This is a genomic window from Microbulbifer hainanensis (genome assembly GCF_014904735.1).
GTDB classification, from domain to species: domain Bacteria; phylum Pseudomonadota; class Gammaproteobacteria; order Pseudomonadales; family Cellvibrionaceae; genus Microbulbifer; species Microbulbifer hainanensis.
Window position 1 is genome coordinate 103,630 of record NZ_JACZCR010000047.1, and the last position, 25,342, is coordinate 128,971.

Consider the following 25,342-nt stretch of genomic DNA (forward strand, 5'->3'; position numbering starts at 1 on the left):
TTCGAATTCAGCCATGGAAACTGTGCGGCCATGAATCCAGGTGACCGTCGCCTGCTGATCGAACTCGGCATCATTCTGGCGATCAAGCTCGCGATTATTGTCTTTCTCAAGATCCAATTCTTTAGCCCGGCGCCGGTGGACCAGTGGCATCCGCTGGCGGTTGATTCCGGGAAACGAACCACCGCCAGTGAGTTATTTCAATCCTCCGCCGCGGAGGCTGCCGCCGCTGCAGAGAAGGAGAACTAAGTGATTGATGAAGCCGTCGTCGACCTGTCCCGGCTGCAGTTTGCCCTGACCGCCCTCTACCACTTCCTGTTTGTGCCGCTGACGCTGGGATTGTCGTTCATCCTCGCGATCATGGAATCCTGCTATGTCATGTCCGGCAAGGAAATCTACAAGGACATGACCAAGTTCTGGGGCAAGCTGTTCGGCATCAATTTCGCCATGGGCGTGACCACGGGTATCACGCTGGAATTTCAGTTCGGCACCAACTGGAGTTATTACTCCCACTACGTGGGGGATATCTTCGGCGTACCGCTGGCCATTGAAGGACTGATGGCATTCTTCCTCGAGTCCACCTTCGTGGGGCTGTTTTTTTTCGGTTGGGACCGACTGACGAAAGTGCAACACCTGGTGGTGACCTGGCTGGTGGCCATTGGCTCCAACCTGTCGGCGCTGTGGATACTGATTGCCAATGGCTGGATGCAGTATCCGACAGGAGCGGAATTCAACTATGAATCCATGCGTATGGAACTGGACAGTTTTGCCGACGTACTGTTCAACCCGGTGGCCCAGGTCAAGTTCGTGCATACGGTAGCGGCCGGCTACACCACCGGCGCCATGTTCGTACTCAGCGTGTCCGCCTATTACCTGCTGCGCAATCGCGACCTGCCCTTCGCGCGCCGCTCTTTCGCCATTGCGTCGAGCTTTGGACTCGCGTCTGCACTGTCGGTGATCGTGCTCGGCGACGAGAGCGGTTACACCGTCGGCGATATCCAGAAAACCAAGCTGGCGGCGATCGAGGCCGCCTGGGAAACCGAAGATCCCCCGGCCTCATTCACCCTGTTTGCGATTCCCGACCGGGAAAATCAGACCAATCACTACGCAGTGGAAATCCCCTGGGTGATGGGCCTGATCGCGACCCGCTCGATCGATGAACCAGTGCTGGGGTTTGACAAGCTGATCCCTCAACACGAGCAACGCATTCGCAACGGCATCCTCGCCTACGAAACACTCGAACAGCTGCGCGCCGGTGATACCAGCGACGAGACCCGGCGGCAGTTTGCCGACCTGCGCGCCGACCTCGGCTTCGGCCTGCTACTGAAGCGCCAAACCGACAATATCAGTGCGGCCACCGAAGAGCAGATCAAGCGGGCGGCGCAGGACTCCATCCCATCGGTGCCCCTGTTGTTCTGGACTTTCCGCATCATGGTGGGCTGCGGCCTGCTCATGCTATTCGTGTTTGCCGCTGCCTTCATCGAATCCGCCCGGCATCACAGCGCCGCCAGCAAGCGGTTGTTGCGGCTGTGTATGTGGTCGCTACCCCTGCCGTGGATCGCGGCCGAGTGCGGCTGGGTGGTCGCGGAGAGCGGCCGCCAGCCCTGGTCAATCGCCGAAGTGCTGCCCACTTATCTCTCCGCCTCTTCCATCACCCGCGGCGAGGTGATCGGCAGCCTGGCGGCCATCATCGCGTTTTACACTTTCCTGCTGGTGGTGGAGGTCTACCTGATGCAGCGCTTTATCCGCAAAGGGCCATCGAGCCTCGGCACCGGTCGCTATCACTTCGAACTGGCCGCCGAACACACTGCGCAGAGAACCTGAGGGCAGCATCATGGATTACGAAACACTGAAGCTGATCTGGTGGGCGCTGATCGGCGTCCTGCTGATCGGTTTTGCCATTACCGATGGCTTCGACATGGGTGTCGGGATGCTGCTGCGCGTCATCGCGCGCACGGACATCGAGCGGCGCGTGATGATCAATACCGTGGGGCCGCACTGGGAGGGCAACCAGGTGTGGCTGATCACTGCCGGCGGCGCCATTTTCGCTGCCTGGCCGATGGTGTATGCGGCGGCATTTTCCGGTCTCTACGCCGCTCTGATCATCACCCTGCTCGCCCTGTTCTTCCGTCCCGTCGGCTTTGATTACCGCTCGAAAATCGGGGATTGGCGCTGGCGCGAAGCTTGGGACTGGGGACTGACCATCGGCGGCGTGGTACCGGCGCTGATCTTCGGAGTGGCCTTCGGCAACCTGTTGCTGGGCCTGCCGTTCAATCTGGACGATCTGTTGCGCCCGAGTTACGAGGGTTCCTTCTGGGCACTGCTGCACCCCTTCGCCCTGGTGTGCGGCCTGCTGTCGGTCGCCATGCTGGCAATGCAGGGGGGCGCCTGGCTACAGCTCAAAACCGAAGGCCTGCTGCTCTCCCGCGCGCGACGGATTACAGAAATCACCGCCTGGGCAGTGATCGGACTGTTCATACTGGCCGGTATCTGGCTGTTGCTTGGCGTGGACGGCCTGCATATCGTGGAGGGCAGACCGGCCGATGAGGCCATCACACCACTGATGAAAACCGTGGCCGCCGGCAATAGCGGCTGGCAGGCGAATTTCCGCGCGCAGCCCGCACTTTATGCCATACCGCTGCTGGGTATCATCGCGGCACTGGCCACCGCCCTCTTGAGCCGCCGCGAGAGTAACCTGGTCTTCGTCGCCAGCTCGATTTGTCTGACCGCGATCATCCTGACCCCGGCCGTCGCACTGTTCCCATTCGTGATGCCGTCATCAGTCAATCCGGATATCAGCCTGACAATGTGGGACGCCACCTCCAGCAAACTCACCCTGGGCCTGATGCTAGTGGCCGCCGCGGTGTTCGTGCCCATCATCCTGCTCTATACCGCCTGGTGTTACCGCCGTATGTTCGGGCGCGTCAGCAAGCAGTACATCGAAGACAATTCACACAGTAGCTACTGAGCAGTTACTGAATAACGGAAACACTTTTATGTGGTATTTCACCTGGATTCTGGGCGTACTGCTGGCCTGCGCATTTGCCATCGTCAATGCGCTCTGGCTGGAAAACACGGAAAACATGGACCGGCTGGAAGCCGAGGAAGAGCGGCGGCGGGAAGGAACCGGCGGCGCATGAAGTGGTTGCGCCGCCTGACCTTCGCCGCGGCACTGCTGGTCAGCCTCGGCATCACCTTCTGGCCGCCGCTGCTGTATGGAGAAGAGGCCGCACCGGGACACGGTACGACCATCGCGATAATACTCGGGCTCTGCACGGGCGTTGTCTATGGCTGCGGTATTCTGCGCCGAATGTCCCACCCGCTGCAGCTGACCCTCGCTGTAGCAGCCTGGCTGGCGATCACGACAGTAGCGGTGATCACCAGCCGGTGAATCGCGCGACCGCGATCACCACTGATTGCCAGTCGTTATTCCGTTCGGCCTTCGTCGTCCTCATCGGCCATGGGAAATACGTCTTCGTCGATGGCATCGATCTCTTCAACCGCCGGTGCCCGGCGCAACACGAGAAAACCGCAGATACCAGCGATAACCGATGCCAGCAGGACCCCGGCCTTGGCCTGAATCAGTAGATCCCCCTCGCCGGCAAACGCCAGTTCCGAAATAAAGATCGACATGGTGAAACCGATACCGCCAAGCAGCGCCACACCGAAAATATGGTGAAAATTGGCAGATTTGGGCAGTCTGCCGAGGCCCAGTTTCCACCCCAGCCAGGTGGCACCGACGATGCCGACGAGCTTGCCGAAAACCAGTCCGGTAATCACGCCGAGGGTCACCGGGTTGAGCACCGCCGCACTGCTGGTAAAGCTGTCGATCGGAATGCCGGCATTGGCCAGGGCAAAAATCGGTACCACCAGGAAGGCCACCGGGGTATGCAGGCGTGTCTCCATGCGCTGCAGCGGCGACTGCGCCATGTGGACACCGTTATCCAGCGCCATCACCCGCGCGCGCAGCGCATCGTTGGCGATGATCTTGTCGCCAGGGCGGAAACAGCGGTCGAAGCTGCGAATGATATCTTTCACGAAGGTGCTGAACGCGACCGGATCGTACTTGGGCCGCGCGGGCATCGCCATGGCGGTAATAACGCCCGCCAGGGTTGCATGCACACCGCTCAGGTAAAATTCGTACCACAGCAGCAGGCCGACAAAAATGTAGGCCGGTGCACGGCGCACCCCGGCGAACTTGAGCAGCCACAGGATCACCACCAGCAGTCCGGCGCCCATCAACGCAACAGTATTGACGCTCTCGGTATACCAGATGGCAATCACCAGGATCGCACCCAGGTCGTCGACAATCGCCAGCGCCACGAGGAATGTGACCACGGCGCGGGGCACGCGGTTGCCGAGCAGGGCGATACAGCCCACCGCGAAGGCGATATCCGTCGCCATCGGGATACCCCAGCCGCGCGCTGCGATACCGTCGCCGTTGAGACCGGAATAAATCAGCGCCGGTACCACCATGCCGCCAATGGCCGCCATCACCGGCAACACCGCCTGTTTCAGGTCCGACAGTTCACCGACGAGGAACTCCCGCTTCAGTTCGAGTCCGACGAGAAAAAAGAACACGGCCATCAGGCCATCGTTGATCCAGTGGTGCAGGCTCAGGGAGAACGACCAATCGCCGACGCCCAGGCTGACCGGCAGGTGCAACAGGTGTTCGTAGGCTTCCTGCAGAGGGGAATTGGCGATGATCAGCGCCAGCAGGGCGCAGATCATCAAGACGATACCGCCACTACTCTGGCGGTGGATAAACTCTTCGAACGGCGTTACCAGCCGGCCGAATGCGCTTTCCAGTGGCGCTTCGAACACCTTGCCCTTGCGGATTCTAAATTTGTCCAAAACGCTCTTCGGCATCGACAGCGGACCTCCTTCCTTAAGAATAGGGCACCGCTCAACATCGTGGCCCGCGTGTATCCGCTGCCGGCCACCGCCAGCGCGCGCGTCAGATATCGAGAGGTGCCCATAGTGCTTCTATCAATTTGAAGCAGAGGGTAGCATGGCACCCAGTTCCGCCACCATCGTTGACCACTACACTATTAGCCTGCCATGACGCGCCTGGACCTCCTTCTTGTCGAACGCCAACTCGCCAACTCCCGGACTCACGCCAAGAAACTGATTGAGGCGGGTCGGGTACAGATCGGTGCCGGCGGCAACTGGGAGCAGGCCCGCAAAGCCGGCCAGCCAGTCGGTGAAGACTGGGAGCTGCGGGTGGAACCACTGCCGGAAGACCGCTATGTGTCCCGCGCCGGACTCAAGCTCGCGGCTATTCTCGACCACACCGGGCTGGATCCGAGCGGCTGGCACGCACTCGACGTAGGCTGCTCCACCGGAGGCTTCAGCGACTGCCTGTTACAGCGCGGTGCCGAGCTGGTAGTGGGTGTGGACGTCGGGCGCGACCAGCTGGCACCCAGCCTGCGCGAGGATCCGCGCATGCACCTGTTTGAAGGCGTCAACGCCCGCCATCTGGAAGCCGCGCAGCTGGCGCCATTCGGCGACGAAGGTTTTGACGCGATCGTGATGGATGTGTCGTTTATTTCCCAGACGCTGATATTGCCGCAGCTGCCACCGCTGCTGAAACCCGGCGGGCAGCTGCTGAGCCTGGTAAAACCCCAGTTCGAAGTGGGCCCGGAACATATCGGCAAGGGCGGACTGGTACGCGATAGTGGGCTCTACCCGAAGGTGCAGGAGAGTATTACCGCATTGTGCGCCTCGCTGAACCTGCAGGTGCGGGAATATATCGATAGCCCGATCCGGGGCGGAGACGGCAATCGCGAATTTCTGCTGTGGGCGGTACTCGATAACCCCACAAATTAGTTTCGCTGCAGCGCCCTATTCCGGAACAACCGGGCGCGGTTCAGCGGATTTCCGTCACCACCTCGGTCTTTACTGAATTGGCGATAAAGCACTGTTCGTGGGACTGGTGGTGAACCCGCTCCAGCTGCTCGCGGGTGGGCTGTTTGTCGCCGCTAAAAACCACCTGCGGGCGCAATATCACCCGGGTCATGGCCATACGCCCGTCTGCGTCTTTAGACATCACCCCCACCGCCTCATCGCGATACTCGTCAACCACCCAGCCACGCTTCGCCGCTATAGCCAGGAAAAACAACATATGGCAGCTGGACAGCGCCGCGACAAAGGCCTCCTCGGGATCGACGTTGTCGGACACGGAATACGGGATGGGGACAATATGAGGTGAGGACGAGGCGGCCACTTCAGCGCCGCCATCGAACAGCCACTTGTGCGCGCGGCTGTATTGGTTATCGGTAAAAGCGGCGCCGTCGCGACACCAGAGAACGGTGGAAAAATACTCGGACACGAGACCTCTCAGATCAGGAAAGCAGTTTTTCCAGCTTGGCCTTGAAACGATGGCTGGGCACTTCGGTCGGGGAGCGGGTGCGGGTCGGGCGCATGACCAGCTGCCCCTGGCAATTGGGGCAGCTCCGCGCCAGTTGCTCGGCGCACTGGGGACAATAGGTACACTCGAAAGAGCAGATATAGGCCTCGTCGGCCAGTGCCAGCGGCGCGCTGCAGCGCTCGCAAGTCGGCTTCATTTTCAACATGGCAGCCCCGTAGATCTCCATCTGTTACGGCGATGTCTCACGCCAAATTCAGCGGCCCCTCCGGAATCCTGTTCCGGCAGGACCGCCAACTCGACAGAGGCGGGTTACTGCAACGTCCCGTTACTCCGCCTCGAGTTGCTGGTCAGTGCGCGCGGCCATAATAAAGTCGTTCTTGTGCAACCCTTTTGCCTCGTGGCTCCACCAGGTTACTGTCACCTTGCCCCACTCTGTGAGCAGAGCCGGATGGTGACCGACTTCTTCCGCAATGGCGCCGACGCGGTTGGTAAATGCCAGCGCCTGCTTGAAGTTGCGAAACTTGAACACACGCTCCAGTTGCATGATTCCGTCGCGGGCTACCGGGGTCCAGTCGGGGATTTCCCGCAGCAGCTCGGCCAGCTCCTCATCGCTTACCAGCGGTGCATCGGCGCGACAGGCTTCGCATTGTTGTTGGGCAAGTTCAGTCATGAAGAATTCCTCAAAAAATTTAAATTATTATGGACTCTTTTGAGTTTCGCCTCACTCTACCCGCCGCCAATTGAGGAAACAAGCGCACCGAAGAAAAACCAATTTTATGTGGTTTTCCCTCGTCTTAATGGGACAGAGTGCTAAAAATCAGCAGAGCATTCTGCGCTCGTACCGGTTCGATCAGGCTGCAGTGGCAGCCGCCCCGCGGACGCTGATATCGGTACCATCGCACTTGTGATAGCTTTGCCACTGCAGCAGATACGGAATAAGGAATCCCATGAAAGCCACCGCCCTGCCCGCCCTGGCCCTGTTATTGGCGCTCGGCGCCTGCGACGAGCGCCCGGCCTCCAGCCCCGCGCCCACGAAACCCGAAGCGACAGCCGCCAGCAGCGAAGTAAAGAACGCCGGGTTCGAACAGCTGTCGGCGCAGATGGTGGACGACCTGTGGAAGCTGTTCCCGTCCTGGGCGGTCAGCGAGGGGTACTACGCTGTCGCCGATCAGCTGCAGGTGCCGGATGACAACTACCGCAAGCAGGTCCTCGACTTTGTGAAGCAGTACCGCGGCCTGTTCCGAAAAATCGACGCGAGCCAGCTCGATTCCGGCGCCAGCAGCGACCTGTCGATGATCCGCAACTATCTCGACCGCCTGCAGTGGCAAATAGAGAAGTTCAAGGCCTACCAGTGGAATCCCGCGGAATACAATGTTTCGGCAACCTTCGCATTGATTCTCAATACCGACTACGCCCCGCTGGACGAGCGGCTGCGCACATTCAGTCGCCGGATGGAGAAGGTGCCGGCTTACTATGAAGCCGCCGAACAATCCCTGCGCACACCCGCTTCACCGCAGCTGGTGCTCGCCATAAAGCAGAACGAGGGAGCACTCAGTGTGTTCGGCCAGGAGCTGGAAGACAAGCTGGCCGCAAGCGGACTCAGCAAGGACGAAAAAACGAAATTTACCCAGCGGCTGATTGCCACCCGCGAGGCGATCGAGGACTACATTACTTTCCTGCAGACCCGTCACGCGGAACTCGAGAAAACACAGAAGTACAAGAACTTCCGTATCGGTGAAAAACTCTACGAGGAAAAATTCAAATACGATATCCAGATTGGCATGGGTGCCAGGGAGCTCTACGAACGCGCGCTAAAGGAAAAAGCCAGGCTGCACGACAAGATGACCGAGCTCGCGGACAAACTGTGGCCCAAATATTTCCCCGACCAGCAACCGCCGGAGGATCGGCTGGAGCGCATTTCCGCCATGCTGGAAAAGCTCTCGCTGCACCACGCCACCAAGGAAAGCTTCAAGGCGGATGTCGAAAAGCAGATTCCCGAGCTGGCGGCCTTCGTAACCGAGCACAACCTGCTGTCACTGGATGCGGAAAAACCGCTGGTCGTTCGTACGACACCGCCTTACATGCGCGGTTTCGCCGTGGCCTCGATCAATGCCCCCGGCCCCTATGACAAGGGCGCTAACACCTACTTTAACGTCATGCCGATCGCGGACTTCAGCGACGAGGAAGCCGAGAGTTTCCTGCGCGAATACAACAGTTACCTGATGCAGATCCTGTGTATTCACGAGGCCATCCCCGGGCACTACACACAGCTGGTCTACGCCAACAGATCCCCCAGCCTGATCAAGAGTATTCTCGGCAACGGCGCCATGATCGAGGGCTGGGCCGTCTACGCCGAACGCATGATGCTGGAGGCCGGCTACGGCGACTTTTCTCCGGAACTGTGGTTGATGTACTACAAGTGGAACCTGCGCACCGTGACCAACACCATTCTCGACTACGAGATCCAGGTGAAGGGCATCGATGAGCAAAGGGCCATGGAACTGATGGTCAAGGACGCTTTCCAGCAGAAGGCCGAGGCCATGGGCAAGTGGCGCCGCGCAACCCTGAGCCAGGTACAGCTCACCAGTTACTTTGCGGGCTTTGCCGATATTCTCGCGCTGCGGGAGGAAGTGAAACAGAAGCTCGGCGACAAGTTCGACCTGAAAGCCTTCCACGAGAAGTTTCTGAGTTACGGCAGTGCGCCGATACCGGTCATTCGCAAGTTGATGCTGGAGGACTTGCCGAAGAGCCAGTAATAAAAAAGCGGGTCCCTACCGGGCACCCGCTTTGTCGACAACCGAAAACGGAGGCATTGCTGCCTCCGTTTTTTATGGCCGCTCCGGTTTATCGCCGGCTCAGACGCGTTCGATCGCCACGGCAGTGGCTTCCCCGCCACCGATACACAGGCTGGCAATACCCTTGTGCAGGCCACGTTTTTCCAGCGCGCCGAGCAGGGTCACCAGGATACGCGCCCCACTGGCACCCAGCGGGTGGCCCAGCGCGCAGGCGCCGCCGTTCACGTTGACTTTATCGTGGGGCAGATCCAGTTCGCGCATTGCGGACATGGTGACCACGGCAAAGGCCTCGTTGATCTCGAACAGATCCACGTCCCCGGCCGACCAGCCGGTTTGCTCCAGCAGTTTCTGCATCGCGCCAACCGGTGCGGTGGTGAACCACTCCGGCGCCTGGGCGTACTGGGTCTGGCCGCGCAGCACCGCCAACACCTTCAGGCCGCGCGCCTTGGCCTCGCTCTCGCGCATCAGCACCAGGGCGGCGGCGCCGTCGGAAATGGAGCTGGCGTTGGCCGCGGTAACGGTGCCGTCTTTGCGGAAGGCGGGCTTCAGCTGCGGGATTTTGTCCGGACGGGCACTGCCCGGGCCCTCGTCGACGCTGACTTCCACGTCGCCGCGGCGGGAGGAAATGGTTACCGGCGCGATCTCGCGCTCAAAGGCACCGCTCTCGATGGCGGCGTTGGCCCGCGCCAGGGATTCCAGCGCGAACGTATCCTGTTCCTCGCGGGTGAAGCTGTACTTGTCGGCGGTACACTCGGCAAAGGTGCCCATCAGCTTGCCGTCGTAGGCGTTCTCGAGGCCGTCCAGGAACATGTGGTCCTTGACTTCGCCGTGGCCGAGACGCATGCCACCGCGCGCCTTCGGCAGCAGGTAGGGCGCATTGCTCATGCTCTCCATACCGCCAGCCACAACCACCTTGGCATCGCCGACCAGCAGTGCATCGCGGCCCATCATCACGGTCTTCATACCGGATCCACACACCTTGTTCACGGTGCTGGCGGGCGTACCCTCCGGAATGCCCGCCCCCAGGGCGGCCTGACGCGCCGGTGCCTGGCCGACGCCAGCGGGCAGAACGCAACCCATCAGCACTTCGTCCACATCGGCGGGGGCCACGCCCGCATCCTCGAGGGCGGCGCGGATCGCCACGGCGCCCAGTTCCGGCGCGCTGGCGGAGGACAAGGCGCCCTGCATGGCGCCCATTGGCGTACGTGCCATACCCACGATTACTACGGGATCTGTCGTTACATCGCTCATTCTGGCTGCTCCCAAAATCTGTGCCGCCGCGACGTCTGGCGCCGGCTGTGTATTTATTGCGGCGGCATTATAACCGAAGCGCCCGCTCCCGCCCCATCCACCCTTGGCAGTAGCCGCAGACACAGACACCCGGTGTCGCCGTGATACTATCGGCGCCAGACCATTCACAAAAAAGGCGAGAAGTCATATGGAAATTTCAACCATCGTCTGGCTGGTGGCGATTGCCGCCCTGCTGTTCTACGTTGTCGGTATATACAACAAGCTGGTTTCACTTAAGAACCGTTATGAGAACGCGTTTGCGCAGATTGAGGTACAGCTGAAACGCCGCTACGACCTGATCCCCAACCTGGTGGACACCGCCAAGGGCTACCTCAAGCACGAACGCGAGACCCTGGAAGCCGTGATCAGTGCCCGCAACACCGCGCTCGCCGGTCTCAAAACCGCCGCGGCCAATCCGGGCAGCGCCGGCGCCATCGCCGATCTCGGCCACGCCGAAGGTGCGCTGGCCAATGCCCTCGGTCGCCTCAATGTGGTGATGGAAGCCTACCCGGACCTGAAAGCCAACCAGAATATGATGCAGCTCACCGAGGAGCTGACCAGCACCGAGAACAAGGTTGCGTTCGCCCGCCAGGCCTTCAACGATTCGGTAATGTCCTACAACATCTACAAGCAGAGCTTCCCGCCGGTGTTCTTCGCCGGATTCTTCGGCCATCGCGACGACGGCAAGCTGCTGGAATTTGCCGATTCCGAAGCTTTCCAGGCAGCGCCGCGCGTCGAGTTCTGAGGGCGCTAGATGAACTTCTTCGAATACCAGGACAAAGCGCGCCGCAATACCGGCCTGCTGGTGGGCCTGTTCTTCACCGCGGTCGTATTGCTGATTGCGATTACCACGCTGCTTGCCGCCGCGGCGGTGGGCTGGTCCCGCGGCCAGCCCTTCAATGTCGCCCAGATAGGCCCGCTGCTGGGCTGGGATACCGTCGCCACCATCGCGCTGACCATTGCCGCCGTGATTGCCCTCGGCAGCCTGTACAAGCTGCGCCAGCTGGCGGCCGGCGGGCGCGCGGTGGCGGAATCACTGGGCGGGCGCAAGATCAATATTGCCCCGCAGAATGATGCAGAACGGCGCGCGCTCAACGTGGTGGAGGAGATGGCCATCGCCTCCGGTACTCCGGTACCAGATGTCTATGTACTGGACGACGATGCCATCAATGCCTTTGCCGCCGGATACAAACCCACCGATGCGGTGGTGGGCCTGACCCGCGGCTGTATCGAGAAGCTCAACCGCGACGAACTGCAGGGCGTCGTGGCCCACGAATTCAGCCACATTTTCAACGGCGATATGCGCCTGAACATCCGCATCGTCGGGCTCCTCAACGGTATCCTGATCATCGGCATGCTCGGCTACTGGCTACTCCGCGGCAGTCATTTCAGCTCCGGGCGCGACAACCGCGGGCGCGCGGCGCTGTTCGGTATCGGCGCGGGCCTGATGGTCATCGGCTACACCGGCACCTTTTTTGGCAACCTGATCAAGTCTGCGGTCAGCCGCCAGCGGGAATTTCTCGCCGACGCCTCCGCGGTGCAATTCACCCGCAACAACACCGGTATTGCCGGTGCGCTGAAAAAAATCGGCGGCTACAGTGGCGGCTCGCAGCTGGCTTCCAGCCAGGCGGCGGAATTCAGCCATATGTATTTTGCCAGCGGGCTGAAAAAATCCTTCGCCAACCTGTTTGCCACACACCCCCCACTGAACGAGCGCATCACGCGCCTGGATCCCCAGTGGAACGGCCGCTTCCCCACCGTGAGCGACAGCGGGGCCGGAATTGCAGTGACGCGGGAGCAGGACGCCCAGGTCGCGGGGTTCGCCGCTGCGGTGCCTTTCGAAGCTGTAGCGGATGCGGTGGACAACCGTATCGGCAACCCCAGCGAGCAACAGGTGCGCTACGGACAGCAGTTACTGGCGAGTGTGCCCGCCGCGCTGCAGGCGGCCGCGCGCGATCCCTTCGCGGCCCGCGCGCTGGTTTACCGCCTCCTGTTCCACAGTGACGCCGGCGAGCAGGAACAGCAGCGCCAATTGCTGCAGCAGATCGCCCACCCGGCGGTTTACCGGGAGCTACAGAACCTGGATGCGCAGGTAGCAGCGCTGCCGTCCTGCGCGCGCCTGCCACTGCTGGATCTGTGTGTGCCGGCGCTAAAAGAGCTGGTGCCACAGCAATACCAGGTATTCAAACGCAACCTGATCAAACTGCTGCGCAGCGACGGTCGCGTGGATTTGTGGGAATGGGCACTGTACCGCGTATTGATGCACGCGATTGAGGGCAGTCCGGACCGCCAGCGCCTGTCGTCGAAAAGTGCAGCGCACAACGACGCAGCCCGATTTATCCTCGCCGCCGTGGCGCACGCCGGACAGGCAGACTACCTGCCCGCCAAGCGCGCATTCGAAAGCGGTCTCTCGGCCATGCAACTGCCGATCACGCCACTGCCCGCCGCGGGAGACATCACCCTGCAGCGGCTGGACAAGGCCATCGCCATCGCCGCCACCCTGCGCCCACTGCAGAAGCCGGCGCTGCTCAAGGCCATGGCCGCCACCATGACCCATGACGGCGTCGTGGAAGCGGAGGAAATCGAACTGCTGCGCGCTGTCGCGGACAGTCTCGACTGCCCTATGCCACCGGTGCTGGGCGGCGCGCCCTCAAATGCCACCGGCACCACTCAGACCGAGCACACACTGACTTCGTAAGACTCACAGATCTAATCGCTCCCCCAAAGCCCGGCATTCGCCGGGCTTTTTTGTCTGCCACCCAGCCCAAATCACACCTCACCCACAAAACATGAATAATCCCTCACATTTATAAACAACAAAACCCAATAAAAACAATTAGTTATAAATATCAAAAAATCTATGTTTGACTTTATCTCACGACAAAACTTACTGTAGAGATAACCGAACAAATATTCGGTTTATTGGTGGAGTTGTAATAAATCCAAATAATCACAACCACTAGAGGGGCCAAGACCATGCGGGCCATCGAATTTTCCAGGGCGGTATTGAGCGTGGCGGTCGCTACGGCATTAGTCGGCGGCGCTCGCGCAAACGAAATCGAAGAAGTCACTGTAACGGCGCAGAAACGCGCCGAAAGCGTACAAGATGTTCCTATAGCCATCTCAGCCTTCAGCGGCGATGCACTGGACTCCCTCGGGACCTCCAATCTGCAGGAACTGACCGAACATATCGCCGGCGCCGAGCTGTTCGACGATCGCGGCGCCGGCCAGCCTACCTGGGTGATCCGCGGCGTCGGCCTGGCGGACTTCAACTCCAACAACACCCCCACCGCCGCGATTTACTACGACGAGCAATACCTGCCCTCCAACGTGATGGGCGGTATCGGCATGTTCGATATCGACCGGGTGGAAGTACTGAAGGGCCCACAGGGCGGCCTCTACGGACGCAATACCAGCGGCGGTGCCGTGCGTGTGGTGTCCGCACGGCCGGAGCTGGGCGGCGACGCCAACGGCTATGTTTCCACCTCCTACGGCAGCTGGGGCCGGGCCACGCTGGAGGCCGCCGCCGGCGCCTCGCTGGGCGAATCCAGCGCCTTCCGCATTTCCGCGATGACCGAGCAGGGCGGCGGCTGGCAGGACAGCCTGGCGACTGAAAAGGACGACGAGTATGGCGACCGCGACTTCTCGGCGCTGCGCGCCCAGTGGCTCTTCGCTCCCAGCGACGGAGTGGAGCTGCTGCTGAAACTGGAGACCGGCCGCGATCAATCCGAGACCACCCTGGGCCTGACCCGCGCTCTCTACGATCCGAATACCGGCGACTTCTGCGCATCTGCCTGGGCCGGCCGCGCCGATTCCAGCCAGTGCGCCACCCTGGCCAACCTGACCAACGCCTGGGTGCTGACACCCGGCGACCCGGGCCTGCTGCCCTCGCAGCAGAAAGCCGACGGCAGCGTGGTACTCAGCAACCCGATCAACGCGCTGGACAACGACTGGCGTGGCTTCAACGGCCAGTTGAATTGGGACCTGGGCTTCGCCACCTTCACCTCTATCAGCGCCTACCTGGCGTACCAGAACAACCAGGTGTTCGACTACGACGGTCAGTCCCTGCATCTTTTCCACGAGGACGGCCGCGCCGATCTGAAATCCTGGTCGCAGGAATTCCGCCTGGTCTCCAACGGCGACGGCGACAGCAACTGGTTGCTCGGCGCCACCGTCGCCCGCGACACCATCGACGAGCTGCGCCTCGCCGACCTCAGCGACAACTGGCTGGTATTCCCCGGCATGACCAAGCGCGGCTTCAATCAGGACAGCAAGTCCTGGGCAGTCTACGGCCAGTGGGAACAATACCTGGCCGAGGACTGGCGGCTGAGCAGTTCGCTGCGATATACATCGGAAGACCGCGCCCTGCGCAATGACTACCACTACGACACCATCGGCGACTTCTACTACATCCAGGGCGTCGACAAGGACTACTCGCTCGGCGCCAACTGGTCCGGCCATATCGGCCTCGACTGGAAGCCCAGCGAGAATGCGCTGATCTACGCCAAGGCCACCAAAGGCTTCAAGTCCGGCGGCTTCTTCGGTGGTTTCGCCTTTTCTGCGGACGAACTGCAGGCTTACGGCGAGGAGACAGTGTGGTCCTACGAGACGGGCTTCAAGAGCGATTGGCTCGGACGCAGCCTGCAGCTGAACGGCGCCCTCTATTACTACGACTACCGCGATGTGCAGGGCTTTACCCAGGCATTGAGCGACACTACCGGCCTGCCAATCACCCGCCTGGGTAATCTGGGCGATGCGGAGCACAAGGGTGCCGAACTGGAGATGGTCTGGCTGCCACAGGCCGTAGAGGGACTCAGCCTGCAATTGGGCCTGGCGTGGCTGGACGTCAAAATCTCCGACTCCGACACCATTGCCCTGGACCCGGCCGGACAGGCTGCGCCGATCGAGGGGCGCCCCCGCGCTTTCGCTCCCCAGTGGAGCACCTCTGCGCAACTGCGCTACGAGTTCGCTGTGGGCGCAGACCTGAACTCCGCACTGCAGCTGGACTACAGCTGGCGCGACGACTTGGCTCCGCGCGACGCCTTTACCAGCCCGCTCGATTACGCAGCCTACGGCTATGACGGCTATCAGGTGGTAAACGCGCGCCTGTCGCTGCTGCCAGCGGGCGAGCGCTGGGAGCTGGCGCTGGTGGGCAAGAACCTCACCAATGAGGCCTACCTGGCCACCGCCACTGGCGACGACCTGGGCAGCTTTATGCAGATCCCCGGCCGACCGCGCAGCTGGGCACTGGAAGCCAGCTATCGCTGGGAATAAGGATTACCAATGACGAATAAAAAAATGATCGCCGGCCTGCTGGCCGGCCTCTTGGGCGCCCAGCTGAGCGGCTGTGGAGCAAAACCGGAATCGCCAGCGGACACGGTGCTGCTGCACGGCAAGGTCTACACCGCCGACGCCGGCCGGCAAGTGGTGCAGGCGCTGGCGGTGCGCGGCGACACGCTGGTCTACGCCGGCGGCGACGACGCTGCGGAAACGCTGATAGGACCGGACACCAAGGTCGTGGACCTGGGCGGCAAACTGGTGCTGCCCGGCCTGCACGACACCCATATACACCCGGCCGGCATTATTCGCTACGAGGGCTGCAACCTGCAAAGCGAGGCCAAAAACCTGACGCAGATTGCCGACTTCGTAAAAGACTGCGTCGAGCGTTTTAAACCCGCGGACGGCGACTGGCTGGCGGTGCGCCAGTGGAATTTCGCCGAAAACAATTTACCTGGCGAACAAATACGGACGCTGCGCCAGGCCCTGGACGCGGCCTCGCAAAGTACCCCCATAGTGCTACTCGGCAACGACGGCCACCACAACGCCACCAATAGTGCGGGACTTGCCCGCGCCAGCACTCGCGATGGACACATGCTCGGGCTTTCCGCAAAGACGCTGCAATCGGCTTTTGCCGAACTGCAACCCTTTGTCGGCGTCGACGAGCGCGGCGAACCCAATGGGGCCATTAACGAGCATGTGATCGAAGTCCTCGGCGGCCCATGGATCCTCACCGCGGACCTGCCCCTGTACATCAAACACGCCAATCAGATTCCGGAGCGACTGAACAGCCTGGGCATAACCTCGATTCAGGACGCCGCTTTGGAACCGAAGCTGCAGGCACTCTATGACGAGCTGCTCAAACAGTCGTCGGTGCCCCTGCGCATCAACCTGGCGCAGTTGCTGAAACCCGATCACTACCGGGACAATAACGGCGCAGTGGACTTCGACCGTCTCTTCGCCGATGCGGAACAGACCCGGGAAAAATATCGCTCCCTGCCCAACGTCAAGGCGGATACCCTCAAGTTCTTCGTCGACGGTGTGCTCGAGGGTAACCCGCTCGCCTCCCCGCCTACTCTGCCCAATGCGGCCATGCTGCACGACTACCAGCAGCCGTTGTTTCAGCTGGACGGAGATCAACTGACGCTCAGCGGCTATGTGGATCTGGATTCGAACGCCTGTAATGAGGTGCGTGCCAGCCGCGACACCCTTGCCGACGACCAACGGGTACAGGCCTTTATCCAGCACAACGGATTCCACCCCGCCCAGTGCCAGCGGAGCAACGGCAAGCTGATGGCCAGCCCAGCAGTGGTAAAAGAGTTCGTAAAGCGCGCCAAAGAAAACGGCTTCGCGGTGCACTTCCACGCGATCGGCGACAGGGCCGTGCACACCGCCGTGGATGCTATCGCCGCGGTTTCCAACGGCAAGGACCCGATCAATCGTTTCAGCCTTGCCCATGTGCAGCTTGCTTCCGATGAGGATATCGCGCGCATCGCCAAGCTGAAGATCCCGGTCAACTTTACGTTCGCCTGGGCGGCGATGAATCCTCCCTACGATATGACCGTAATTCCCTTTATCGAGCGGCTCGACTCGCAGGAGGACATCTACCGGGAAGATAGCTACTACTACCGCAACTTCTATCCCGCCAATTCAATTCTGCACGCCGGCGGCATCGTCACCGCAGGTTCGGACGCGCCAGTGGACTCCGATGATCCTCGCCCCTTCCTCAATATCGAGCGGGCGGTTACCCGCGATGCCGGCGCTGGCGCTTTCAATCCTGCGCAGGGGTTGTCGATCTTCGACGCCATCGATGCCTACACCATCAACGGCGCGCGCATGTTGAACCAGGACGACATCACCGGATCCCTGGAAGTAGGTAAGAAGGCCGACTTTATCGTCGTCGACCGCGACATATTGACACTGGCGAAAAATGACCAGGCCGGGCGCATCGGCGAAACCCGGGTACTGCAGACCTGGTTCGGCGGCAAAGCCGTCTATCGGGCCGATTCCCAAAAATAACGCACAACAAGCGAGGAATAATCGATGTTGGCAACCGCCACTATACGCATCGGCTGTCTCGGTCTCTGTCTGGTAGCCGCCGGCACCTGTGCCGGCGACTACACACCGCCGAAAACAGCTGCGGAACTGGGCCTGATGCAGGGCGAACCACCGCCGCTGGAAAAGCGCGTCGACCAGAGCAACTTTATGCAAGCGCCCTACAACCGCTGGGCACTGCAGCATATGCGCGAACTAGTCCCCACCCGTGAGGTGCCCCGCGGCAGCGGCGCACCGACACCGCTCGAAGACAACGGCCAAGACCTGGACGATTTCACCGTGCCGCTTGCCTCGGGCCGCAACCTCAGTGTTAAACGCTGGTTGCAGGAATCCTATACCGATGGCTTCCTGGTACTTCATCGGGGCAAACTGGTGTACGAGCGCTACTTCAACGGCCAGACACCGGGCAGTCACCACCAGATGTTCTCCGCCACCAAATCCTTTACCGGCACCATGCTGCTGATGCTGGCCGACGAGGGCAAGGTGGACCTGCAGTCGCCGGTGCGTGAATACCTGCCGGAGTTGAAAAGCAGCGCCTACGGCGACGCCAGTGTGCAGCAGGTGCTGGATATGACGGTGGGCGTTCAATACAGCGAGGCGTATACAGACCCGAACGCGGATATCTGGAAATACGGTTTTGTGTTCGGCATCGGCAAGGCACCGGGAAATTACCGCGGGCCGCTGAATATCCACGACTACCTGGTGACCCTGAAAAAGCGCGGCCAACACGGCGAAGCTTTCCACTACGTCACCCCGGACACGGATGTGCTCGGCTGGATAGTGCGCCGCGTCAGCGGGCAGAATCTGTCGCAGTTTTTCTCCGCGCGCATCTGGTCGAAACTGGGAGCGGAGCACGACGCCTTCTACTGGCTGGACCACGGCGCCACGGAGATGGCCGGTGGCGGCCTCAATATCACCCTCAGGGATGGTGCGCGCTTGGGGCAGATGATACTGCAGCAGGGCCGCTACAACGGCAGCCAGATAGTCCCCCGGAAAGTCGCCAGCCGAGTACTGCAAAAAGGTGATCCGGTTCCCTTCAATCGTTTTTACCAGGACCCCTGGTACGAGCAGATCGGCTACGCCTACCACGATCAGTGGTGGACCTTTAACAATTCCCACAAAGCGGTCAGCGCTATTGGCGTGCACGGGCAGTTTATCTATATAGACCCGGAGGCCCAGGTAGTGATCGTCAAGCAGTCCTCACACCCCGAGGCAGAGAGCATCAGCAACGAGGTGGACGGACCACAGATAATGCACGCGATCGCCAACAGTCTGATGGAAAGGGACAGCCGCGCAAACGGATGATAACTGCTGCGGACACAGGGATGTGTCCCGCCGGTTCCGCGGAAAATTCAGAGTGCCGCGGCAGCGATATCCGAGTTGAAAAATCCTGTAAGGATTGTTTGAATTTGGCGCACGCAAACAAAAAGGCGCCTCACAATGAGCGCAGAAGTAAACAGCAGAAAGCAGCCGCAACAAGAGAGATCGCGCCGGCGTCGGCAGCAAATACTGGACACCAGTATCGAGATATTGCAGCAGGACGGGCTGGAGAAACTCAACACCGCCGCCATCAGCGAGAAGCTGGGTATTTCCGTCGGCTCCCTGTACCGGTATTTCCCCAACAAGCAGGCCATACTCCACACCCTGGCCGAACAGTGGCTGGCCGCCAACCGCGCTGCACTGGAAGAAATCGCGCACTGGCCCCTGGAGACCACAGAAGTGGAAAACTTTGTCGTGCCCTTTCTGGACAGGATGACCGAAGTCTATCGGGCACAGAGCGGTCTTGTTCGACTCCTGCAGACAATCATGGAAGTTCCGGAGTTGAGGGCGCTGGACGAGGAGCACGACCGCTTCGTGGTGCGCTTCCTCACACGCTTGTTAAAGCGTCTCGGGGTGGGCGAGACCAGGACGGAACGGGTGCGTCTCAGCGAATTGTTACTCAATCAGGGGCACTTCGGTTTGTCTCTGGTGATCACCCAGGGCCCGCGCCTGGGCAAGCGCAGCCTCGACGATCTGAAGACATGTCATATTGCGCTACTGCAGAAGCACCAGATAAAAGGTCGGGACTAACCCGGCCAATAGGGATGCAGCCGAATTTGTCTTCGCTGGCGTCGTGCACGCCGGCGGGGCCAACTACCTGCCCGCCAAGCGCACTTTTGAAAGCGGTCTCGCAACCATGCAACTGTCGACCACGCCACTGCCCGCCGTGAGACAGGGCCATAGTGACCGCGCCGGGGAAACCACCATAGCCAACTGACGCGCATAAAAAAGCCGGCGTTAACGCCGGCTTTTTACGTCACCTTTTTTTACTCAGTGCTGATAGATGGGCCCCAAGCCCATACTCCACAGCAGCACCGAACCGATTAGCACCGTCACCATCATGATCAGCGCTACCGTGACCACGGCGCTCGCATAGAGGAAGGCCCGGTCCTTATCCATATTCATCAGGATCGGGATACCCTCGTACATCAGGTAAATGGAATAGAGTCCCGCCAGCCCGATCACGGTGACGGTCAGCCACAGGTGGGGATAGAGGACCACGATGCTGGCCAGGAATATCGGTGTAGTCACGAACACCGCCAATGCTGTCCCTTCGTAGTGCCGCGTCGGTTCGTCACCTTCGACACCGTAGGACCTGGCCATCCAATTGATGAACTCACCCAACAGGTAAACGCCGATCAGCATTGCGAAGTAAGTCACTACGGCCAGCACTGCGGCACTTGGCGGCGTAAGTCTGGTCAGATGACCGCCCAGTTCGAAGCCGAAGCGGGTCACACCGATATAGCCTGCTATGCAAGGAATGAGCGCCAGAAATGGCACATGACTGAGAAAAACCTGCTTGAAGGAGTGCTTGTCGGCGCGAATTGCCGCCCACTCCCTATCTGGGTGGGTGAATATCCCAATGGTATGACTGAGTAAGCGCACGCTGAGTCTCCCTTCACTGCTGTTGTCTAGCAGTATCGGGGGCGTAGCGCCAATTAACCAATCGAATTCGGTAATAAGGCGCCGTTTTTAACAACTAAAAACTACTAGCCATTCTGCACACAAACGCGGTTACGCCCGCTGCGCTTGGCTTTGTAAAGCGCACGGTCCGCCGCCTGCAGCACGTCATCCGGTGTTTTCAGCTTGTCGCCGGCCACCGCGACACCGACACTGACCGTCGTCTTGATTACCTTGCCTTTACCGCCCTGCCCCCGACTGCGGCGCACCTTGGGACTATTTCCGGCCATTCGGTTCGGCGACCGGAGTCGCAGGGAATAGCCGGCAATTTTTTCCCGCATGTGCTCGAGGGAACGCTCTGCCCGCTCCCGGTCACTCCCGCGCATGACCACAACAAACTCCTCGCCGCCGTAGCGAAAGGCCCGGCCGCCGCCAAAGCGCGCAATCTGGCCCGCTACCATACGCAGCGCCTCGTCACCGACCTGGTGGCCGTGGCGGTCGTTGAGTTTCTTGAAGTGATCGATATCGATGACCGCAATACTGTAGTTGCGCCCCAGTGTCAGCAGATAGCGACTGTACGCGCGCCGCGAGGGGATCCCCGTCAACTCATCGCGAAATGCCAGTTCATAGGCACTGCGCAACACTAACAGTACTAGCAGTATCCCGGCGCCCGTCATTGACAGGGTCAGCCCCCAATCGTCGACCCCGCGATTAAACAGCCAGAACAACACGACAATGCACGCCAGCATGGCGAACGCCGTATGATCGGGGCGAAAGATGGCCCTGAAGCTCGCCAGCAGCAGCGCCGACGCAAACAGCAGTTTTGCCGCGGAAAGCGGTAGACCTGTGTGGATTGGCAGATGCCAGCTGGTGGCGAGTAAGTCTGTGCAGCAATCGCCCAACAGATAGAGCGCCACCCCCTGCACTGCAATCGCACAGCCCAGCGCCAGCCCGAAGCCGCTCAGCGGACTGCGATCGCGGGTGCCAGCGACCAACGCCAGGTTCAGCGCCACCAGTCCCAGCGACACGGCCTTCAGCGGCCCCGGCTGCAGCCAGTCCAGGTGTCCCATCGCCAGCCAGGTCGTCAGCAACAATGCAGCCGCGTAGGCAGTGCGACTGGATTTGAAAAAGGTTCCGAGCGCCGTGGCGCCGCCTAAAAGCACGAGCGGCAGTTGATCGTTGAGAAGCGGGCGGAAATCGAACCAGGAAAAGTACTGCGCGGCAAATCCGGCCAGGAGCAACCCTGGCGACCAGCCGTAACGCAGCCAGAAAAAATACGATGGCATAGCGCGGCAAAGTGTGAAATTTGTCGCGATTATACGTGCGATATCACAGTATTGCCGGGAGTGAGTCGCAAATCAGTACAGTAGCGCTCAACTGTAGGATTTTCTCAGGCGGCTGAACTCGCCGACAAGCAATATGGCCAGTACCATTGAGGAGAGAATAAACAGAGAGGTCTCTATTGTCCCCACTGCCAGCCCGCCGTCTTCCCGGGACTTTGTCAGTATGTCACCCAGCGTCGCACCGAGCGGTCGGGTCAGGACGAACGCAACCCAGAAGAGTCTCGCCCGCGGCACATTGGTGGCGAAGTAGAAAATGGCAACGGTTAGCAACAGCCCGCCAAACAGCAGAGAACCACCGCCAAAGCCCAAGCCGAGGTCGTCCGAGGCATAGTCTCCTACCGCCGTGCCGAGCGTGTTGGCAATCAGTATCGCTACCCAATAGAAGCTCTCATCGCGGATATCCGCGATATCCTGACAGGCTATCCGGCCCCTGACCCAATACCAGGCCGCCAGTACGGAGACCAGCAGCACAGTGAGAATCATTGACGAGTGTATATAACCGAGGCCGAGGCTACGATCGAGGAAATCGGAAACCGTCGTTCCCAGGGTCGTTGTCGTCACTACCGCAAACCAGTATATCGATGGCGTAAAACGCCTAGATCGCAACTGAAAGCTCAACGCAGCGATGAAAAAGAGCAGGAAGATCAGACTCGCCGCAGCGTAGCCGGCGTGCAGCGTCATCGAAATCGAATCGCCGCCGGTTTCGCCCAGGGTGGTTGCCAGTATTTTTATCAACCAGAAACCGGCCACGACTTCCGGTACTTTACTCGCTGTGAGCGACTCTGCCGGATTTACACTGAGAACTTCCGTTTTCATTTCCCCAACCATCAATAGGTGCTCATATCCCGACAGTCATGTCGTCCCGCTGGCCACCGGGCCTGCCGCGGCCTCCACCGATTTGTTCCCCGAAAGCCGGTAGACACAGGCCGCCACCAGTACCGAGACCAGCCACGCCAGACACATGGTCACCAGGGTATGGCTCAGGAAGTGGTCGCCAATCAGCATTTTGTAAATACCAAAGGTCCACCCGCACGCCATGCCGACACCAAAGCCAATCCACTGGTTGCGCCGGCGCCGGAATAGAAAGAACAGAGACAGCAGAGCGAAACCGCCACTGGCGTGTCCTGCCGGGAAACAGCGCACACGATCCAAATGCTCTGCGAGCGGGATACGGTGCAAGAAGGTGACGTAGGGATAGGCACCACCGAAGTGACTCAGGTCCTTCGGGCAGGGCACATTGGTCAGCGACTTCAGGCCACCGACCAGCGCCACCGTAATGATCGTTGAAATCAGGACAATCGCCAGTCCCTGACTGTATTTTTCAACGCGACTATTGCGGCGAAACACAATCAGAATCAACAGTACGATCTTGGCCAAAAGAGTCAGCAGCTTCTTCGGCCCATCATAAAAGAATAGCTTTAGTGTTTCGTTGTGCTTGTCCAGCACCCACTGCCCTGCCCCAAACTGGTACAGCTTGTTCTGCACCCACATATCGATGTTGGTGAAATCAAACAACAATACGACAAACAGCAGGCAGCCGATCGCAATCAGAGCCTGGTGGAGTAAAAAACGCTTATCCATTGGCAAACATATCCAGTGCCGGCTGGTAGACAGAAGTTTTGACATCCATCAGACCCAGCAGTGTGTGGAACAGGTTATCCTGGGAGAATTTTCTGTGGACAAAATCCTTCTGCGCCAACTTGTTCTGCACACGGGTATACCCGTCGCCGGACCAGAAGACCATCGGCACATGCTTCTGGTCATCCGGTGCCAGCGCATAAGGAAAGCCGTGCAGGTAGATACCGTTTTCGCCGAGGGACTCCCCGTGATCGCTCAGGTAGAGCATTGCCGGGGAAAAGTCAGCCGACTCGTCTTTCAGATAGTCGATCACCCGGCTCAGGAAGTAGTCCGTGTAGCGGATCGAATTATCGTAAGCATTGTTGATTTCAGCCTCTGAACAGTCCTCTAACAAGTTGCTCTGGCAGCTGGGAGAAAAGTGCGCAAACTTGCTCGGATAGCGCTTGGCATATTCCGGACCATGGCTGCCCATCTGGTGCAGGACTATCAGGATATCGCCGGTGGGATGCTCTTTGACATATTTCCTGACGCCCTCGAGCATACCCTCGTCGCGACACTCGGCATCGCAGATAGGATTCACATCGCTGCTGCGGTAGCTGACATAGGGAACGCGCAGGGCAACGCCCTTGGAATCGGAATTGTTGTCCAGCCACGCAACGTTGACGCCGGCGCGCTGGAGAATATCCAGAACATTGTCAGTGCTTTTGGCTTGCTGTTCGCCATAGTGCGCCCGATCCAGCACGGAAAACATACAGGGCACTGAAATAGCCGTAGCGGTACCGCAGGACCAGACATTGTCGAAACTGGTTACCTGACGCTCGGCCAATAGCGGATTGGTATCGCGACCGTAGCCGTTCAGAGAAAAGTGGTCCTCGCGCGCCGTCTCTCCCACAACCAGGACCATTAGCCGACGCTTTCCTGCACTGGGCTGCTGCTGGGCATCCAGCCCGATCTGTTGATATGGCAGGGTCGTATTGCCGACCAATTTTTCATCGGCATATTTGATCGCGGTATACACCGGCGTTACGGGATTGGTGTAGAAACGAACCGATTTGTGCTCGCGAAAAAACGAAGCATAAGCGCTATTGAAAACCCCGATGATGGCGACGATTGCCACCAGTGAGACACCCAGCAGTTTCACTCGGGAAAGCAGCCCGGCACGGAACGGCCGGGGGCGAATGCGCGCCCGGTAAACCAACACGGCCGGCAGAATCCCGAACAGGCCCAGGTATACCACCAGCTTCAGGCTCAACAACCCCATTGTCTCTGAGGAGTCAGTCTGCATTGCACTCTCGATCAATTCAGTACTGACGATGAGATTGTAGGAGTCCATGAAATAGGCACTCATCGAGGCGACCAGCAACATCGCAATCAATAGCGGTTTCAGCAGTCGACCGGCGGCGAAGGGTGCCAGCAGCAATACCGTTACTGCGACCAACAGCAGGCCCAATGACACGATAAAGCCGACATTGCCCAGCGACAGCGGGTAAACGCCCAGCACATTGGAAAAGAAGGAATAGTTGCAGAAAAGCACCATCCACACCGCGACCGCCACAATGACAGTCCCGGCCGAAAATTGACGTTGAAACACCCGATTCACGATGCGCATACCTCCAGCGAGTTTCGCAGCAGCGAGACTAAGCGCCGGGGCATCAAACGGGCGTCAATAAATTGTCAAAAATTTGTCAAAAACGAAG

Annotated in this window: 23 protein-coding genes; 13 read left to right on the forward strand and 10 right to left on the reverse strand. The window is 59.9% G+C overall.

Features of this window, described 5'->3' with window-relative positions; genetic code table 11:
• Window positions 1-30: 30 nt before the first annotated feature.
• From IG168_RS17735 to IG168_RS17755, 5 genes are read left to right on the forward strand one after another with little or no spacing between them, the layout of a single operon-like run.
• Entirely contained in the window at window positions 31-246 is a 216-nt protein-coding gene (locus tag IG168_RS17735; protein ID WP_193165935.1) for a hypothetical protein, read from the forward strand.
• The gene (locus IG168_RS17740) at window positions 247-1,821 is read left to right on the forward strand and encodes a cytochrome ubiquinol oxidase subunit I (RefSeq protein WP_193165936.1); all 1,575 of its coding nucleotides are present in this window, start codon (window positions 247-249) and stop codon (window positions 1,819-1,821) included. It begins immediately after the preceding gene.
• Between the two features lie 10 nt (window positions 1,822-1,831).
• Window positions 1,832-2,965: a cytochrome d ubiquinol oxidase subunit II gene (gene cydB / locus IG168_RS17745; protein ID WP_226877109.1), complete on the forward strand. Its 1,134-nt coding sequence runs from the start codon at window positions 1,832-1,834 to the stop codon at window positions 2,963-2,965.
• A 28-nt stretch (window positions 2,966-2,993) separates the two neighbouring features.
• Window positions 2,994-3,137: a cytochrome bd-I oxidase subunit CydX gene (gene cydX / locus IG168_RS17750; protein WP_193165937.1), complete on the forward strand. Its 144-nt coding sequence runs from the start codon at window positions 2,994-2,996 to the stop codon at window positions 3,135-3,137.
• Window positions 3,134-3,388: a cyd operon YbgE family protein gene (locus tag IG168_RS17755; RefSeq protein ID WP_193165938.1), complete on the forward strand. Its 255-nt coding sequence runs from the start codon at window positions 3,134-3,136 to the stop codon at window positions 3,386-3,388. Before cydX ends, IG168_RS17755 begins: the two co-directional genes overlap by 4 nt.
• Window positions 3,389-3,423: 35 nt before the next feature.
• Here IG168_RS17755 and nhaA read toward each other — a convergent pair whose 3' ends face one another.
• Window positions 3,424-4,851, reverse strand: coding sequence for a Na+/H+ antiporter NhaA (gene nhaA, locus IG168_RS17760; protein WP_226877110.1), 1,428 nt, complete (start codon window positions 4,849-4,851; stop codon window positions 3,424-3,426).
• A 207-nt stretch (window positions 4,852-5,058) separates the two neighbouring features.
• Between nhaA and IG168_RS17765 the strand changes: the two genes are divergently transcribed.
• Complete coding sequence (locus IG168_RS17765; protein ID WP_193165940.1) at window positions 5,059-5,826, forward strand: TlyA family RNA methyltransferase; 768 nt, start codon at window positions 5,059-5,061, stop codon at window positions 5,824-5,826.
• Window positions 5,827-5,866: 40 nt separating this feature from the next.
• Here IG168_RS17765 and IG168_RS17770 read toward each other — a convergent pair whose 3' ends face one another.
• The 3 genes from IG168_RS17770 to IG168_RS17780 all read right to left on the reverse strand — a co-directional run bounded on the left by IG168_RS17770 (window position 5,867) and on the right by IG168_RS17780 (window position 7,037).
• Window positions 5,867-6,328: an OsmC family protein gene (locus IG168_RS17770; RefSeq protein WP_193165941.1), complete on the reverse strand. Its 462-nt coding sequence runs from the start codon at window positions 6,326-6,328 to the stop codon at window positions 5,867-5,869.
• A gap of 13 nt (window positions 6,329-6,341) precedes the next feature.
• Entirely contained in the window at window positions 6,342-6,572 is a 231-nt protein-coding gene (locus IG168_RS17775; RefSeq protein WP_193165942.1) for a DUF1272 domain-containing protein, read from the reverse strand.
• Between the two features lie 120 nt (window positions 6,573-6,692).
• Complete coding sequence (locus IG168_RS17780) at window positions 6,693-7,037, reverse strand: 4a-hydroxytetrahydrobiopterin dehydratase (RefSeq protein ID WP_193165943.1); 345 nt, start codon at window positions 7,035-7,037, stop codon at window positions 6,693-6,695.
• Window positions 7,038-7,314: 277 nt separating this feature from the next.
• Between IG168_RS17780 and IG168_RS17785 the strand changes: the two genes are divergently transcribed.
• The gene (locus tag IG168_RS17785) at window positions 7,315-9,123 is read left to right on the forward strand and encodes a DUF885 domain-containing protein (RefSeq protein WP_193165944.1); all 1,809 of its coding nucleotides are present in this window, start codon (window positions 7,315-7,317) and stop codon (window positions 9,121-9,123) included.
• A 99-nt stretch (window positions 9,124-9,222) separates the two neighbouring features.
• Here IG168_RS17785 and IG168_RS17790 read toward each other — a convergent pair whose 3' ends face one another.
• Window positions 9,223-10,413, reverse strand: coding sequence for an acetyl-CoA C-acyltransferase (locus IG168_RS17790; RefSeq protein ID WP_193165945.1), 1,191 nt, complete (start codon window positions 10,411-10,413; stop codon window positions 9,223-9,225).
• Between the two features lie 187 nt (window positions 10,414-10,600).
• On the opposite strand from IG168_RS17790, the gene IG168_RS17795 reads away from it, so the two are divergent.
• The 6 genes from IG168_RS17795 (at window position 10,601) to IG168_RS17820 (ending at window position 19,854) form a co-directional block, all read left to right on the forward strand.
• Window positions 10,601-11,197 (forward strand): LemA family protein, encoded by a 597-nt coding sequence (locus IG168_RS17795; protein WP_193165946.1) that lies wholly within the window; start codon window positions 10,601-10,603, stop codon window positions 11,195-11,197.
• Between the two features lie 9 nt (window positions 11,198-11,206).
• Window positions 11,207-13,150, forward strand: coding sequence for a M48 family metallopeptidase (locus tag IG168_RS17800; RefSeq protein ID WP_193165947.1), 1,944 nt, complete (start codon window positions 11,207-11,209; stop codon window positions 13,148-13,150).
• A gap of 278 nt (window positions 13,151-13,428) precedes the next feature.
• Complete coding sequence (locus tag IG168_RS17805; RefSeq protein ID WP_193165948.1) at window positions 13,429-15,726, forward strand: TonB-dependent receptor; 2,298 nt, start codon at window positions 13,429-13,431, stop codon at window positions 15,724-15,726.
• Between the two features lie 9 nt (window positions 15,727-15,735).
• The gene (locus IG168_RS17810; RefSeq protein WP_193165949.1) at window positions 15,736-17,748 is read left to right on the forward strand and encodes an amidohydrolase; all 2,013 of its coding nucleotides are present in this window, start codon (window positions 15,736-15,738) and stop codon (window positions 17,746-17,748) included.
• A gap of 24 nt (window positions 17,749-17,772) precedes the next feature.
• On the forward strand, window positions 17,773-19,089 hold the full coding sequence (locus IG168_RS17815) for a serine hydrolase domain-containing protein (protein WP_193165950.1): 1,317 nt from the start codon (window positions 17,773-17,775) through the stop codon (window positions 19,087-19,089).
• 135 nt (window positions 19,090-19,224) lie between these two features.
• Window positions 19,225-19,854, forward strand: coding sequence for a TetR/AcrR family transcriptional regulator (locus tag IG168_RS17820; RefSeq protein ID WP_193165951.1), 630 nt, complete (start codon window positions 19,225-19,227; stop codon window positions 19,852-19,854).
• Window positions 19,855-20,094: 240 nt separating this feature from the next.
• Here the strand turns inward: IG168_RS17820 and IG168_RS17825 are convergent, their stop codons facing one another.
• The 5 genes from IG168_RS17825 to IG168_RS17845 all read right to left on the reverse strand — a co-directional run bounded on the left by IG168_RS17825 (window position 20,095) and on the right by IG168_RS17845 (window position 25,254).
• The gene (locus IG168_RS17825) at window positions 20,095-20,709 is read right to left on the reverse strand and encodes a Yip1 family protein (protein ID WP_193165952.1); all 615 of its coding nucleotides are present in this window, start codon (window positions 20,707-20,709) and stop codon (window positions 20,095-20,097) included.
• Between the two features lie 104 nt (window positions 20,710-20,813).
• A complete protein-coding gene (locus tag IG168_RS17830) occupies window positions 20,814-22,010 on the reverse strand; it encodes a GGDEF domain-containing protein (protein WP_193165953.1) in 1,197 nt (398 codons plus the stop codon).
• A gap of 87 nt (window positions 22,011-22,097) precedes the next feature.
• Window positions 22,098-22,883: a COG4705 family protein gene (locus IG168_RS17835; RefSeq protein ID WP_193165954.1), complete on the reverse strand. Its 786-nt coding sequence runs from the start codon at window positions 22,881-22,883 to the stop codon at window positions 22,098-22,100.
• A gap of 36 nt (window positions 22,884-22,919) precedes the next feature.
• Window positions 22,920-23,648, reverse strand: a complete 729-nt coding sequence (locus IG168_RS17840) for a phosphatase PAP2 family protein (protein WP_193165955.1) — start codon at window positions 23,646-23,648, stop codon at window positions 22,920-22,922.
• Window positions 23,641-25,254: a phosphoethanolamine transferase gene (locus IG168_RS17845; protein ID WP_193165956.1), complete on the reverse strand. Its 1,614-nt coding sequence runs from the start codon at window positions 25,252-25,254 to the stop codon at window positions 23,641-23,643. Before IG168_RS17845 ends, IG168_RS17840 begins: the two co-directional genes overlap by 8 nt.
• Window positions 25,255-25,342 lie beyond the last annotated feature (88 nt).

Excerpts from the sequence above, each read along its gene's own strand:
- IG168_RS17810 (WP_193165949.1), top strand. The coding sequence starts at position 15,736 with ATGACGAATAAAAAAATGATCGCCGGCCTGCTGGCCGGCCTCTTGGGC.
- IG168_RS17835 (WP_193165954.1), bottom strand. The coding sequence starts at position 22,883 with ATGAAAACGGAAGTTCTCAGTGTAAATCCGGCAGAGTCGCTCACAGCG.
- IG168_RS17805 (WP_193165948.1), top strand. The coding sequence starts at position 13,429 with ATGCGGGCCATCGAATTTTCCAGGGCGGTATTGAGCGTGGCGGTCGCT.
- IG168_RS17830 (WP_193165953.1), bottom strand. The coding sequence starts at position 22,010 with ATGCCATCGTATTTTTTCTGGCTGCGTTACGGCTGGTCGCCAGGGTTG.
- IG168_RS17845 (WP_193165956.1), bottom strand. The coding sequence starts at position 25,254 with ATGCGCATCGTGAATCGGGTGTTTCAACGTCAATTTTCGGCCGGGACT.
- cydB (WP_226877109.1), top strand. The coding sequence starts at position 1,832 with ATGGATTACGAAACACTGAAGCTGATCTGGTGGGCGCTGATCGGCGTC.
- IG168_RS17785 (WP_193165944.1), top strand. The coding sequence starts at position 7,315 with ATGAAAGCCACCGCCCTGCCCGCCCTGGCCCTGTTATTGGCGCTCGGC.
- IG168_RS17815 (WP_193165950.1), top strand. The coding sequence starts at position 17,773 with ATGTTGGCAACCGCCACTATACGCATCGGCTGTCTCGGTCTCTGTCTG.
- IG168_RS17780 (WP_193165943.1), bottom strand. The coding sequence starts at position 7,037 with ATGACTGAACTTGCCCAACAACAATGCGAAGCCTGTCGCGCCGATGCA.
- IG168_RS17790 (WP_193165945.1), bottom strand. The coding sequence starts at position 10,413 with ATGAGCGATGTAACGACAGATCCCGTAGTAATCGTGGGTATGGCACGT.
- IG168_RS17775 (WP_193165942.1), bottom strand. The coding sequence starts at position 6,572 with ATGTTGAAAATGAAGCCGACTTGCGAGCGCTGCAGCGCGCCGCTGGCA.
- cydX (WP_193165937.1), top strand. The coding sequence starts at position 2,994 with ATGTGGTATTTCACCTGGATTCTGGGCGTACTGCTGGCCTGCGCATTT.
- IG168_RS17735 (WP_193165935.1), top strand. The coding sequence starts at position 31 with ATGAATCCAGGTGACCGTCGCCTGCTGATCGAACTCGGCATCATTCTG.
- IG168_RS17820 (WP_193165951.1), top strand. The coding sequence starts at position 19,225 with ATGAGCGCAGAAGTAAACAGCAGAAAGCAGCCGCAACAAGAGAGATCG.
- IG168_RS17755 (WP_193165938.1), top strand. The coding sequence starts at position 3,134 with ATGAAGTGGTTGCGCCGCCTGACCTTCGCCGCGGCACTGCTGGTCAGC.
- IG168_RS17765 (WP_193165940.1), top strand. The coding sequence starts at position 5,059 with ATGACGCGCCTGGACCTCCTTCTTGTCGAACGCCAACTCGCCAACTCC.
- IG168_RS17795 (WP_193165946.1), top strand. The coding sequence starts at position 10,601 with ATGGAAATTTCAACCATCGTCTGGCTGGTGGCGATTGCCGCCCTGCTG.
- IG168_RS17840 (WP_193165955.1), bottom strand. The coding sequence starts at position 23,648 with ATGGATAAGCGTTTTTTACTCCACCAGGCTCTGATTGCGATCGGCTGC.
- IG168_RS17800 (WP_193165947.1), top strand. The coding sequence starts at position 11,207 with ATGAACTTCTTCGAATACCAGGACAAAGCGCGCCGCAATACCGGCCTG.